The organism is Sorangiineae bacterium MSr11954 (genome assembly GCA_037157815.1).
Taxonomy (GTDB): Bacteria; Myxococcota_A; Polyangia; order Polyangiales; family Polyangiaceae; genus Pendulispora; species Pendulispora albinea.
Map to the genome: position 1 here is coordinate 10,133,889 of CP089984.1, position 12,193 is coordinate 10,146,081.

The window sequence follows — 12,193 nt, forward strand, 5'->3', positions numbered from 1 at the left end:
GCGACGCCCGATCCTCGCGGCGCCACTCGGAGACGGTCACACGTGGCGTGTCGCTGCCCAAAACAACAACGCGATCGCACAAATGGTCGCGCCGAGGGCGCACACACCGGACCAACCCGCCCAGGCATAGACCGTGGTCGAGGCGATCGACCCCGTCGCGCTGCCGATCGAGTAGAAGATCATGTAACCGCCGACGAGCCGGCTGCGAGCCTCCGGCTTCACGGCGAAGATCATGCTCTGGTTGGTGACGTGCACGGCTTGAATGGCAAAGTCGAGGAGGAGCACGCCGATGATGAGCGCCCACAACGACGTGCCCAGCATGGCAATGGGAATCCACGATACCAGCATGAGCGCGAGCGAGAGCCCCGTCGTCCACTGTCCGAGACCGCGATCTGCCAATCGGCCTGCACGGCCCGCGCCGAACGTCCCCGCGGCGCCCGCGAGGCCGAAAAGGCCGACCTCCGTATGCGACAGCGAGAATGGCGGCGCCGAGAGCGGAAGCACCATGGGGGCCCAAAGCACATTGAAGGCGGCAAAAATGAGCAACGCGAGGACGGCTCGGACGCGGAGCAGCGGCAGATCCCGAAACAGCCCCACCACCGACTTCAACAATTCCAAATAGGATCGCCCTGCGTCGCCGTTTTCGTAATGCGGAAGGACGCGGTACAAGAGCCCCGCCATCGCCAAGGTCAAGGCGGCCGAGGTGAGGTAAACCGAGCGCCACCCGCCAAGATCGGCCAGCACGCCGGCGACGAAGCGAGCCAACAGAATTCCGAGCACGACGCCGCTGGTCACCGATCCGACGACGGCGCCGCGTTCCTCCGGTGCCGCAAAGGTCGCGGCGAACGCGACCAGCACTTGCACGACGACGGCGAGCAGCCCCACGACGAAGATGCCCCCCAAGAGGACCGCCCCCGTCGGCGCGAAACCCACGACCACGAGCGCCGCGGTCGATGCGATGCCCTGTCCGACGATGAGCCGCCGCCGATCGATCCGATCGCCCAGGGGCACGATGAAGAAGAGCCCCAACCCGTATCCGATCTGGGTCGCGGTCACGACGATGCCAATGGAGGCCGGGCTGATGCCGAAGTCGTGCGCCATCGCGTCGAGCAGCGGATGCGCAAAATAGATGTTGGCGACGCTCAGCCCGCACGCGAGTGCAAACAGCAAAATCACGCCCCGCGATAGCCCGGCCGCCGGTTTGGCGGCCTCCATGCCGGTCGCGGACCGCGCTCGCGCCGGCGCGCTGGGATCGTACCCGGTCGACTCTGCTTCCCGTCCGAAATTCATCGTGAAGCTCCTTCGAAAGTGGTTCTAATATAGAACCTGTTGTCCGACAAGCCATCCGGTTCTATATTCGAACCACGTCGTGGGCACCCTGCCAGCGGCCGGAAGGAGAAACGTGATGAAGCGCATCAGCCTAGAGCAAGCCGAGTGCCCCGTAGCGCGAGCACTGGATGCCATCGGCGATTGGTGGTCGCTCCTCATCGTGCGCGATGCGTTCGCGGGCGCGCGCCGGTTCGGCGAGTTTCAGAAGGGCCTGGGTGTCTCGAAGGGGATTTTGGCGACGAGGCTGCGCGATCTGGTGGCTCTCGGTATCCTCGACACCGCGCCGGCCTCCGACGGCACGGCGTATCAGGAATACGTTCTGACGAAGAGAGGGCGCGATCTCTTTCCCATCGTGGTCGGCCTGCGGCAATGGGGCGAGGATCACTGTTTCGAGGCCGGCGAGGCGCACTCGATCCTGGTGGACAACGAGACGGGCAAACGCATCGAGCGCATGCAGCTGCGAGCGAAAGACGGTCGCGTCCTCACGTCGAACGATACGACCGTAAAGAAGCTTCCGAGTCCGCGCGCGAGCAAAAGGACCGCGCGCGCGTCACGCACGCCGAGGTCTTCACGGAATCCCTAGTCCGGCTGGGCCGGATTTCAAGATCGGTCGAGCGCCCTGGACATGCTCGCGCCGCAGGCACGACGGCGGCGGGAGACCTGCGGCGCGTCGTGCGACGGTGGCGGGAGATCCGCGGCGCGTCGTGCGACGGTGGCGGGAGATCCGCGGCGCGTCGTGCGACGGCGGCGGGAGATCCGCGGCGCGTCGTGCGACGGTGGCGGGAGATCCGCACCTTGGCGGCGGAGAGGTTCCCCTTCGCATATCCCGACGGGCCGCACAATGCCGAGTCGTTGATGGTGCATCCCACCACCGGCGTCGTTTACATCATCAGCAAGACGACCACTGGAAAGAGCCGCGTCTACAAATTTCCGGAGCCGCTCAAGGCGAATACGAAGGTGACGCTCATCCAAGTCGCGGAGTTGAATTTGCCCTCGGGCAACAGCGGCACCGCGACCGGCGCCGATATTCATCCGTGCGCACCGCGCTTTCTGCTCCGCACCTATTCGCGCGTGTACGAGTTCCGCGCGGCGGCGGGAGAGTCATTCGAACAGGCGTTCACGAAGGCGCCGATCCGGGTCACCGCGCCGTCCGAGCCGCAGGGCGAGGCGATCACCTATGCCATCGACGGCTCGGGGTACTACACGGTGAGCGAAGGGACGAGGCAGCCGCTTTACCGCATTCCCGCGAACTGAGGGCGCAAGGAAGCGCCTCGAATGCCCGGGGCACGAGCACGTTCGCGGGTATGCTCACCGCCGAAAACCTAAAAGACAATCGCACGAAGAGTAAAGCTCGACGCCGTCGCACGTCCCCGGGAACGTCAGGGAACGGGTGTATAAACCTGGTCGCGACCACCTGGCGACGGCGTATGGGCAGCATCCGCACCGGCCGCGACGTGGCACCCAACGCAAACGTCTTTCGCGCTACCGCTGCTGCCCAGACCGTCGGCCGCGATCCGACCTCCCGGAAGCCGCTCGTACCAATACCAATTGGCGCCGCCCGCACCGTCTGCATTCGTCTTCAAATAAACGGCATATCCGCTCGGGGTCGTGCTGGTGGCGCTGTCGTACAGCTCCTTCACGGCCGCGGCGCCTTCGGGCCAGTCGGCCGTTCCCGTGGCATTCGCAGATATGGCATCGTTCGAGCAAATGCGGTTGTATCCATGGGGTGAAGGGGCTCGGGCCTCGTGAACCGCGCGCTCGCAGTGCCACGATTTGTAGGCTCCGGACTGCAGCCACGTATCCACGCTGGAACCGCCCGTGGCGGGTCGCTGCGCCGTGCCTTGGGAGGAGAAGGGGGAACCTTTGTCGTCGTCCGAGCACGCGACGCCCAGAGCGGCCGCAGCCAGGACCATGAAATGGACGATCACTCTCATGGAGCACGATACGCCGCCTCCCCCCGTCGGTTTCACGAAGCCGATGGCGAATTTTCTTCCTCCCCATCCGAACGGGTACGGGTCGGCCGTCGACTCCGTGCGTCGACGCTGCCGCGCTGAAAGGCTCCGGGATGAGCTGAACGTGGATCTGAGAACGGCCCATGCTGCGCGGGCGTAACCGCCGATGGGCGTCGCTGTTCGCACGGCTATGCAGCGCGACGTCCGAGGGTCGATGGCTACCTCTTACGCGGAAAGCGCCTGGCGAAATCGTCGGCCATCTCGTTCATCGTCACGAACCGCACCCCGGCGTGATGGCAGATGTGGGCGTGCAGGCGCGCCAGCATCGACAGAACTTGCGGCCTCCCCGACACGTCCGGATGAATGGTCATCGGAAATACCGCATAGTCCATCTCGCGATAAACCCAGTCGAACTGATCGCGCCACATTTGCTCGATGTCGCGGGGGTTCACGAACCCATGGCTGTTGGGGGAGCTCTTGATGAACATCATCGGAGGTAGATCGTCGAGGTACCATGATGCGGGAATCTCGATGAGATCGGTCTCCTCACCGCGCTTCAACGGCACCATCCAATCCACCGCCTTCTTCGAATAGTCGACCTTCGTCCAGCTATCCCCGGCGCGCATGTAATAGGGCCTGAAGTCGTCGTGCATCAAGGAATGGTCGTATTTGATACCCCGCTCCAAAAGCAGCTCGTTCGTGACCTTCGAGAACTCCCACCAAGGCGCGACATAACCCGTCGGCCGCTTGCCCGAGAGCTTCGTGACCAGCTCGATGCTCTTGTCCAGGACGTCCGTTTCCTGCTCGCGCGTCATCGCGATGGGGTTTTCGTGGCTATATCCGTGTAGACCAATCTCGTGGCCCGCGTCGACCACCGCCTTCATCTGCTCGGGGAACGTCTCGATCGAGTGGCCCGGAATGAACCACGTGGTCCGGATGCCGAGCCGCTCGAACAGCTGGAGGAGCCGGGGCGCCCCCACTTCACCCGCAAACAACCCACGCGAAATGTCGTCCGGCGAATCCTCCCCGCCATAGGATCCCAACCACCCCGAAACCGCGTCGACATCGACACCGAATCCGCAGAGTATTTCCTTGGCCATCGTCGCCGCTCCCTTCCTCATGGTGCCGGACAATCAAATTCATCCTGCACGGACCATAAGACGGCCATAGGCGCGCAACAACCGACAAAAACTCGCCGTTCACATGAGATAATATCAGCTATCGCCAATCTTCGAAGTCACACGAGCGGCTCGGCGTATGGCGACTTGCGCTCGCGAGGGGGCGGCGCGCGACGAGGGCGATCCGGCAGCTGCGGCCCGATCGCCCTCGCACACGCTGGCCTTCCACTCGGCAAATCTCACGTATCCGTATCGAATCGATCGTGAGCTTCACTGCGGAAGAGGCGCCCTCTCAGCCGTGAACTTCGTCCGCCGAGTCGTTGAGATTGCCGTCCAGATTCTCTTGGATGATCGTACCGCCGAGCTGCCGCTGCCAGCCTCCACCACCGGGATCCCCCCCGTCCCTGAGCTGGGCTGCATCGAACCCATTTTGCGCATTCTTCCACGACGATGCGGTGTTGCGGAAGCTGTAGGCGCCCAAGTCGTGCCAGTACTCGTCATTGAAGATCAGCCGGCGGCCCACACCGTCTCGATGCTCGTAGAGGCACACCCAGCCGTACGCGCATTCCCACGCGGCCGCCCCCAAATAAGCCTCCGTCTCGCTGGCGGTAAAACAACGCACATCGTTCGGAGAATAGACGGCACACGCCTGTGCATCACCCCAACCATCTTTCGTCAGGTTGATCGAGGCTCCGCGATACGATGCGATCACGTCGACGCCGGGAGCTTCGATGGTCTGCGGTTTCTGTCCGCGACTCGCGCCATCGTTGCCGTCATGAGCAGACGCCGAGGGCGTTGCACCGAAAAGACCGATCATCGCGGCGGCCGCGCTCACGGACGACAGCACCTTCTTCGAAATGGTCATTCATTGACTCCTTGTGTTTGTCGATTCATGCGATCGAATAAAGTATGGTGTACGTGCTCGCGCTGGGCACACGTCACCGGCCATCCATGTCGAAGATAGTGCGCAAAGCAATCCGCCGATGTCGACGCGACTCGAGCTCACTTCGTCGAAGTGAACAAATATGGCACTATCAATCGTCAGTGGCGGGCGCACTGCAATGAATGGTTCCTATTCGATAGATGAGCGTTATCGCGCTGGCCAGGGCAACGGGCGCCAATGTGGTGAACATTTTGCGCCATGCGCGCGTGGCAAATGCTCCGCCACGCCTGTCATCGCGCAGTCGTACGTCACGGCGAAAGCCGCCAGCTACGGGACGCGAGACTTCGACGTTTGACGGAACTTGCTCGGCGTGAGCCCGTACCATTTCAGGAACGCTCGCGCGAAGCTGCGCACATCGTCGAACCCTAGGAGGCGCGCGACGTTCGACATCGTGCGCCTCGGATCGCGCACGTAAAAGAGCGCGAGCTCGCGCCGGACGGTATCGAGCTCGGCCTGATACGTGGTGCCCGCCTCGCCCAGTCGCCGTTGCAAGGTGCGCGTGCTGAGGGCCATTCTTCGCGCGACATCGGGCAATGTCATCGACTGCGATCGAGAGTCCAGTCCGAGACGAATCTGGTCTCGCAGTCCGGGGACGGGATCCGCCGCCGGCACCTGCGGAGGGAGAAGTATGTGCGCGAGATGATCAAGCCAGGGCAAAACGACGGGATCGCTCGATACGAACGAAAGTGGCGCAATTCGCTCTTCGAAGGCGATCGCGTTGTGGTTGGCATCGAAACGAATGCTCTTCGTTCCAAAGTAGCGCTCGAGATACGTCGGGTCGGAAGGAGCACCGTGGGCAAATTCGATGCGAGTTGGTCGGATGAGTTCCCCGGTCGACTCTCTCACCAAGCGCAAAATGGCAGCCAAAATGAACTCGTTGGCGTGTCTTCGTTCGTGCATCATGTCGCCCGGGCTGCTCTGCACGAGGGTCAGGCTGCCGTGGCCCTCGTGAAGGGTCAGGCGAGCCCGCCTCGACACCAGACGCGCGTACTGCGCGGCCCGCCGCAACGCCGCGCCGACGTCGGGGGAATGGCGCGCCGCGAGCTCCGCCAATCCGAAGGAGCCCCGCGGAACGTCTTGCGCAACATGTATACCTAGGAAATCATCGTTGGCGCGCGTCGCAGCCTGTTCGACCGCGGCGGAGAAGTTCTGCACAGATATCGTGTACTCCTTCAGCCGCTCACCGCTCGGTTCGGGGAGGGCGAACGTACACTGGACTTCGTCCGCCGCGGCCCGCGCGCCATTCCTCTTCATCCACTCCAAAGCAAGTGGAAGAAACTGCGAGCGAATCATGGGATGGCGCGATGAGGACACAGGACATCGTCTCGTGGGCGCGTCGCGCCTGATGCCTGGCTATCGGATCCGAGAATGCCGGGCAAGGGCATTCGTGGTTGGCGCAGTTTGATCCATGACGCATTCAGCAGATGTTCAGATGTCGATATGTCATATATCTCGGCCGAAATTGCCTGGCGCCTCGATACGTCATTACGGGACGCGGCGGTCGGTCTCTACGGCTAAATGCGCCAGCGCCCGCCCAGTGTCAGCGCAGCGTGGAGGCGTCGTCGTCGCGGACGATGGGCACACCGTAATGCTGTTTCGGGCCTTGAAATAATTGAATATCGCCGCTCTCTCGATCGACGCGGAGCCATACGCGCCGATCGGCCGTCGTGTACTCGAAGGTGTCGTATACGCCTGGCTGCGCGGTCATGGGCGCGGCCTCGGTTTCCCCATCCAGCTTCACCTTCCACGGTTCGGCGAGGCGGTCGAGAACGAAACCGCTGCGGCCGTCGCGGGACGAGTAATGGCCGAGCAGGCGAGCCTTCTGGAATGGGGTCAGCGCCGTCGCGGCTCCCGGGCTCGCCGCGCACGAGAGCACGAGCATCAACGCCCCCAGGCCGAGCGCGCCACGGACGGTCACGGCTTCAACTCCCCTTTGGCTTTGAGCACCGAGCACACGTTGTCTTTGAGGTAGCCGTTCGCATTGTCCTTGAATTCCTGGAGGACCGGCGCACGCAGCTCGGTCCAGCACGCGTTGGCGCTCACATCGCGCGCACCGGAAGCATTTTCGTAGTTGGTCGGGAGGGCGAGGCCCGCCACCACCGCGAGCCGTAGATCTTCGTCGGCGCAGGCCGCGTTGTTCTTCGTCCCGGCGACCGCCGCCTGGAAGAACGGAACGGCCACGTACGGGAACTGATTTTGGCGAACGATCTTGCCGATGGCGAGGGCGACGTCACGCTCGGTGCCGTCCACATTGACGAAGTCCTTTGCACGCTGGATACATTCTTTGCCGGAGTAGCTTTGCTGCAAGCATTCCGTGAACACCTTCTTGCCGACATCGGCCCGCTTGGCCATGAACTCTTTCGACTTGGGGAGCGCCGGATAACGTTTGACCATTCCTTCGGCGATCCAAAAGCCCTCGTAGGCGTCGCTCTTGGACGACAGCGAACCGACGTATTCCGTCGCGGCCTTCACCAAAAGACGTTCCCACGTGGCCTTGCGCTCGAGGGGTGGAATGTCTTCGACGTGCGCGAGGAGCTCGGCCCATTGTGCGCGGTTGGCGAGCGCATCGAGGTCCGCCATCGTATAGGTCTTGCCCTTCGCCTTACGCGGCGAAGGAAAGGATGGTTCTTTGCTATCCTTGCCGTCGAGCGAGTCGGGCTCGATATCCGCGACCTTCACATCGACGGTCGTGGCTCCTGCGCAGAGGTCGATGAGGGCGGCGCGGCTCGGCGGGGTCGAAGCGGAGGCGGGCCCTGGATTTTCCACCGGGGCAGCGCCGGAGGTGTTCACCGGCTTCGGCGAGCCGCCGCAGCCGGTCGCAATAAGCACCGTGGGCAAAATAAATGGCACGAAAGAGTACGCGATGGATCGTGGCTTCATGTCGGCACACCGAGCAATGGCCACGCCATGGAATGGGTGCGTTGAAATCCCACGAGAATAGTGCAGTACGCAGCGGAACGCTTCGTTCCATCTCGGAAGCGATGATTCCGTACCTGGAAGAAACCATTCCGACCCTAGGTTCGCTCCAATGACGACCTGGATCCGCGAAGTCTGCGAAACGAACGGCATCCGCATCCACTACCTCCGCACCGGAGGTGCCCGACCTCCCGTCGTTCTGCTCCATGGATTGATGGGGAGCGGCGCCTGCTGGACTCCGCTGGCGCGCGCGCTCGAAGGCGAGTTCGACGTTGTCATGCCCGATGCACGAGGGCACGGAGGGTCGAGCGCGCCGCCGCATGGGTACCGGTACGACGACCTCGCGAGCGACGTCGTGGGTCTCATCCGCCGCCTGGAGCTCCCTCGTCCAGTTCTACTTGGCCACTCGATGGGCGGTATGACCGCCGCGGTGGCGGCGAGTCGGGGTGCGGGGCACATGCGCGGTGTCATCCTGGTCGACCCGACGTTCTTGAGCCCCGAGCGCCAACGCGAGGTGCACGAGAGCGACGTCGCCGATCAACACCGCCGCGTTCTCCGTCTACGGAGGTCGGATCTCGTCGCGCAGGCCCGAGCCCGGCACCCGCACCGAGCGCCGGAGATCGTCGAGCTTCAGGCCGAGGCCAGGCTGAAGACCCGCATGGAGGCCTTCGACGTGCTCACGCCGCCCAATCCCGACTATCGCGACGTGATGAGCGCGATTGAGGTGCCGACCCTGCTCGTGATCGGCGACAGCCCCGTCGTCACGCTCGAGATGGCAACGGAGCTGCGCGGCCTCCATCCGCGCTTGCGCGTCGAGCAAATCGAGAACGCCGGTCACGGACTTCCGTTCGAACGACCCGAGCGCCTGGGAGAGGTGGTCCTGTCGTTCCTCCGTGAGCTGCCTTAGCTTCACGCTCCGACCTGCCTTGGCTCGAAGCGGCGCGGGGTGGCGCCGGTCACGAGCATCGACGTGCTCACGGGGCTCTACGACTTCCTGAGCCAGCCGTTCGGCGAACAAGTCACGTTCATGCCGAAGGCGTCGGTGTATTTCGTGTCCACGAGAAAACCGAGGCCCTCGGCGAGTAACACGGCTTGGTTGATGATCTCGAAATTGGCAAGTAGAAAAATGTCTTCGAGCACGTAGTAGTCGCCCGGCGCCATGTACCCGTTCACGAACGTGGCCAGCCCGGCGACGTTCACGTGAGCATCGTCGACCACCAGCCAGGGGTGTGGCAGCGCGGCAAACAGCTCTTTGTCGAGCTGGTTCACATCCCGCAAGTCCGCATGATGGAAGCGCAGCCGCGGATGGGACGCGCTCGGATGGATGCACGCGTCGAACATTTCGAACGAGTGGACCTCTCCATCGATATCCGAGGCGGTCAGCTGGTCGGCGAACCACAGGCCGCTCCCACCTTGAAACGCCCCGAACTCGATGATCGTTCTCGGCTGGAGCTCCCAAATCAAATTGGAATAGAGCACCAGGTCGAACGGAGACTTCAAGTTCAGGAGCCCCTTGTATGCTCGCGACGCCGAGAGCCGGTGCAGCCAAGGGGCTCCGCCCTGCACGGCGCGCGAGGCGAGCCACGCGTGCTGCTGCATCGAGAAGGGGCGCTCGGTCAGCCGCTGAAATCGATTCGGCGGATCGACGCCGAACTCGGAGGAGCGCATCCATTCGGTGAGCACCGCGTCGCTCAAGCGGTCGCCGACGACTTCGGCAGGATAGTGTTCTTTCATACGCTCGAAGTAATTGCGACCGTGAAACACGTTGTTTGACATCCGAAAATGGCCTTCCTATCGAGGGTACCGTTTATCGCGTTTCAAGAAAGTTCGACATCGCACAGGGGTGCGAAATGCGCTCGCGGCTCGTCGATACGGCGATTCGGATGCGACGGCCCGCGAAGCGTGAATATGGCGCGCAATTCAGCGAAGGCGACTTCGCCTTCCTTCGCCGCCTGGCGAGCGAGCTCACCCTTCCGCTCGGACTCGGCTTTGCTCGAGGCGGCGCAGGGTGACGCGGTAGAGCGCGAGCGTTCCGAGCTGGAAGGACTGCGCGAGCAGCTCCAAGTAATGCTCGAAGCGCAAAGCCCTGGCCTCGCCCACCAAGGCGACGGCCCGAGCGCGACGGGCGCGGAATCGATCGAGCCATGCGCGGAATGTCCGCGCGTGGTGCAGCCGATCGTTGCGCAATGTCTCGATTTCGAAGAGGCCATCCGAGGCCTCCGCGATCTCCGCCAGAACGGGCAGCCTGGATACGGGAAATGCATCGACGAAGCGATCGCCCGGCGTGGGCTCGCGTTGCCCCCGGGTGTACGCGATGGTCTGCAGCGACAAGGTCTTGCCCGGCGCGAGCCACCCGCGGCACTTTTCGAAGAAGCGCCGGTAGCTGGCGATCCTCGCGGGCCGCGGATCGCCCAACCGGGCAAAGAGCTCGAAGGCGCCCACCGAGACGATTCCGTCGAAGGGCTCCTCCGGTGCGTAGTCGGCCCAGTCCGCGAGGTGAACCTCGATGCGGGCGTCGCCCAACGAGGCGACGTAGTCGGCCTGAGACGGGCTCCGGGTGAGGCCCACGGTGTGAGGCACACCGTGGTGTTCGACCAAGCGTCGTACGAGAGATCCCCATCCGCATCCAATGTCCAGGATCCTTCGGGCCTCCGCCGCGCGCACCTGCTCGGCGTGGTAGTCGAGCTTCTTGAGCTGAGCGGCGTGGAGGTCGTCCTCGCCGTCGTCCCACCATGCGCACGAGTAGGTGAGGGTCGGGTCCAACCATAGCGCGTAAAACGCAGTCTCCGCGTCGTGGTCCCGCGGGATGGCGTTGGCCACGTGATGGGCCCGTTCGTCCGTATGGTTCATGACCTCGACCACGCCGAATCTTCGCCGTATGCGTGTGCAATCGAGATGTTCGGTGTCAGAGCCCAGACGCAGTGATACCAGCCCACGGGCAGCACCAAAATGTCGCCCGGCTCGATGATGCACTCCGTTCGAAATGCTCTCGCGAGAAGCGGGTATCGATCGCGATCGAAATGATCGGGATCGATCAGCTCGCTGTTGCGGACAATCGCTGCGCTATACATGTACGGTGTTTGGTCGGGGCAGAACAGCACCACCCGCTTGCGGCCATAAACTTGTCCGAGAAAGACGGGGGCTCCGTCTCGGTGCAGGTAGGTGCTGGGCCTGTCGCCCGCGGGAGCGCCCATCCAGAGCTGCGGGGGCCGGATCTCGTGGTGGGGAAACCAAGGCGGCGGCTGAACGTCGGGATACATGCTCTCGGGGAGAGGACATCCATTGACATAGGCTGGCTTCTCGCCGCCCGAAGGGGTCTCGTTCATTCGCGCGATGAACTCACGCATCGGGATCGTGACTTGCTGCTCCACGACGACGCTCGTATCCCCATATTCATCGGCGATGCGCTCGGGTGTCCATGCCAGGGCGCGCCAATCGCGCATCATTCCAGTAGCGATCAGCGGTGTGTTGCGCGCGAGGGTGTCCAAAATCTGTTCTCGCGTCGGCCGCTGCACGCGAGGCACTTCTTGCAGGGGTGCGCCGCGCGCCATGGTGTCGACCGCGCGGAACTGTTCGGCGGCCTCCTCGTTCGACTTCAAGAGCAGCGAATAGATCCCATACGCGAACAGCAGATCACCCTCGATCGCCAGCTTTCCGCTTTGGATCAGCGTTCGAAACTCGACCCGATCGGAGACGAGCTCCAGAAATGCATCGGACGAACAGTTCACGGTCGCGCGCGCGGATCCCTCGCCGCCGAGAACGACACGCGCAATTCCGCGCTGGACGAGGATTTGGCACGGCTCGCGCCCGTCGAAGCGGAGATGGAGCGCCCCGTCCGTCATTCCCTCCCGAGCCGACTGCGGGAACCGCGCCAGGACATCGTCGATGTTCGTGTATAGTTTGTTGCTGGGGTTGCGCGAAGCGTACATGGGCTG

General features: G+C 63.4%; 13 protein-coding genes. 3 read left to right on the plus strand and 10 right to left on the minus strand.

The window, feature by feature from the left end; genetic code table 11:
* Positions 1-36 precede the first annotated feature (36 nt).
* A complete protein-coding gene (locus tag LZC94_39630; GenBank protein WXB13928.1) occupies positions 37-1,290 on the minus strand; it encodes an MFS transporter in 1,254 nt (417 codons plus the stop codon).
* A gap of 115 nt (positions 1,291-1,405) precedes the next feature.
* Here LZC94_39630 and LZC94_39635 point away from each other — a divergent pair, with 115 nt between their 5' ends.
* Both LZC94_39635 and LZC94_39640 read left to right on the plus strand, forming a co-directional pair.
* On the plus strand, positions 1,406-1,912 hold the full coding sequence (locus tag LZC94_39635) for a helix-turn-helix transcriptional regulator (protein ID WXB13929.1): 507 nt from the start codon (positions 1,406-1,408) through the stop codon (positions 1,910-1,912).
* A gap of 185 nt (positions 1,913-2,097) precedes the next feature.
* Complete coding sequence (locus LZC94_39640; protein ID WXB13930.1) at positions 2,098-2,583, plus strand: hypothetical protein; 486 nt, start codon at positions 2,098-2,100, stop codon at positions 2,581-2,583.
* 125 nt (positions 2,584-2,708) lie between these two features.
* Here LZC94_39640 and LZC94_39645 read toward each other — a convergent pair whose 3' ends face one another.
* From LZC94_39645 to LZC94_39670, 6 genes are all read right to left on the minus strand, one after another.
* Complete coding sequence (locus LZC94_39645) at positions 2,709-3,263, minus strand: cytochrome P460 family protein (GenBank protein ID WXB13931.1); 555 nt, start codon at positions 3,261-3,263, stop codon at positions 2,709-2,711.
* Between the two features lie 236 nt (positions 3,264-3,499).
* Positions 3,500-4,381 carry a polysaccharide deacetylase gene (locus tag LZC94_39650; protein ID WXB13932.1) on the minus strand — a complete coding sequence of 294 codons (882 nt, stop codon included), beginning with the start codon at positions 4,379-4,381 and terminating at the stop codon, positions 3,500-3,502.
* A gap of 310 nt (positions 4,382-4,691) precedes the next feature.
* Entirely contained in the window at positions 4,692-5,264 is a 573-nt protein-coding gene (locus LZC94_39655) for a peptidase inhibitor family I36 protein (GenBank protein ID WXB13933.1), read from the minus strand.
* 345 nt (positions 5,265-5,609) lie between these two features.
* On the minus strand, positions 5,610-6,635 hold the full coding sequence (locus LZC94_39660; protein WXB13934.1) for an AraC family transcriptional regulator: 1,026 nt from the start codon (positions 6,633-6,635) through the stop codon (positions 5,610-5,612).
* A gap of 247 nt (positions 6,636-6,882) precedes the next feature.
* A complete protein-coding gene (locus tag LZC94_39665) occupies positions 6,883-7,260 on the minus strand; it encodes a hypothetical protein (protein ID WXB13935.1) in 378 nt (125 codons plus the stop codon).
* A complete protein-coding gene (locus LZC94_39670; protein WXB13936.1) occupies positions 7,257-8,171 on the minus strand; it encodes a hypothetical protein in 915 nt (304 codons plus the stop codon). The genes LZC94_39665 and LZC94_39670 overlap by 4 nt, the downstream gene beginning before the upstream one ends.
* Positions 8,172-8,370: 199 nt before the next feature.
* On the opposite strand from LZC94_39670, the gene LZC94_39675 reads away from it, so the two are divergent.
* Positions 8,371-9,165, plus strand: a complete 795-nt coding sequence (locus tag LZC94_39675) for an alpha/beta hydrolase (GenBank protein WXB13937.1) — start codon at positions 8,371-8,373, stop codon at positions 9,163-9,165.
* Positions 9,166-9,242: 77 nt separating this feature from the next.
* Here LZC94_39675 and LZC94_39680 read toward each other — a convergent pair whose 3' ends face one another.
* From LZC94_39680 to LZC94_39690, 3 genes are all read right to left on the minus strand, one after another.
* Positions 9,243-10,034 (minus strand): hypothetical protein, encoded by a 792-nt coding sequence (locus tag LZC94_39680; GenBank protein WXB13938.1) that lies wholly within the window; start codon positions 10,032-10,034, stop codon positions 9,243-9,245.
* Positions 10,035-10,223: 189 nt separating this feature from the next.
* Complete coding sequence (locus LZC94_39685) at positions 10,224-11,108, minus strand: class I SAM-dependent methyltransferase (protein ID WXB13939.1); 885 nt, start codon at positions 11,106-11,108, stop codon at positions 10,224-10,226.
* Complete coding sequence (locus tag LZC94_39690) at positions 11,105-12,187, minus strand: cupin-like domain-containing protein (GenBank protein ID WXB13940.1); 1,083 nt, start codon at positions 12,185-12,187, stop codon at positions 11,105-11,107. The genes LZC94_39685 and LZC94_39690 overlap by 4 nt, the downstream gene beginning before the upstream one ends.
* Positions 12,188-12,193 lie beyond the last annotated feature (6 nt).

Bases quoted from the DNA above. Each gene is read 5' to 3' on its own strand.
- LZC94_39680 (WXB13938.1), bottom strand. From the start codon at position 10,034: ATGTCAAACAACGTGTTTCACGGTCGCAATTACTTCGAGCGTATGAAA.
- LZC94_39660 (WXB13934.1), bottom strand. From the start codon at position 6,635: ATGATTCGCTCGCAGTTTCTTCCACTTGCTTTGGAGTGGATGAAGAGG.
- LZC94_39630 (WXB13928.1), bottom strand. From the start codon at position 1,290: ATGAATTTCGGACGGGAAGCAGAGTCGACCGGGTACGATCCCAGCGCG.
- LZC94_39645 (WXB13931.1), bottom strand. From the start codon at position 3,263: ATGAGAGTGATCGTCCATTTCATGGTCCTGGCTGCGGCCGCTCTGGGC.
- LZC94_39675 (WXB13937.1), top strand. From the start codon at position 8,371: ATGACGACCTGGATCCGCGAAGTCTGCGAAACGAACGGCATCCGCATC.
- LZC94_39690 (WXB13940.1), bottom strand. From the start codon at position 12,187: ATGTACGCTTCGCGCAACCCCAGCAACAAACTATACACGAACATCGAC.
- LZC94_39635 (WXB13929.1), top strand. From the start codon at position 1,406: ATGAAGCGCATCAGCCTAGAGCAAGCCGAGTGCCCCGTAGCGCGAGCA.
- LZC94_39685 (WXB13939.1), bottom strand. From the start codon at position 11,108: ATGAACCATACGGACGAACGGGCCCATCACGTGGCCAACGCCATCCCG.
- LZC94_39650 (WXB13932.1), bottom strand. From the start codon at position 4,381: ATGGCCAAGGAAATACTCTGCGGATTCGGTGTCGATGTCGACGCGGTT.
- LZC94_39655 (WXB13933.1), bottom strand. From the start codon at position 5,264: ATGACCATTTCGAAGAAGGTGCTGTCGTCCGTGAGCGCGGCCGCCGCG.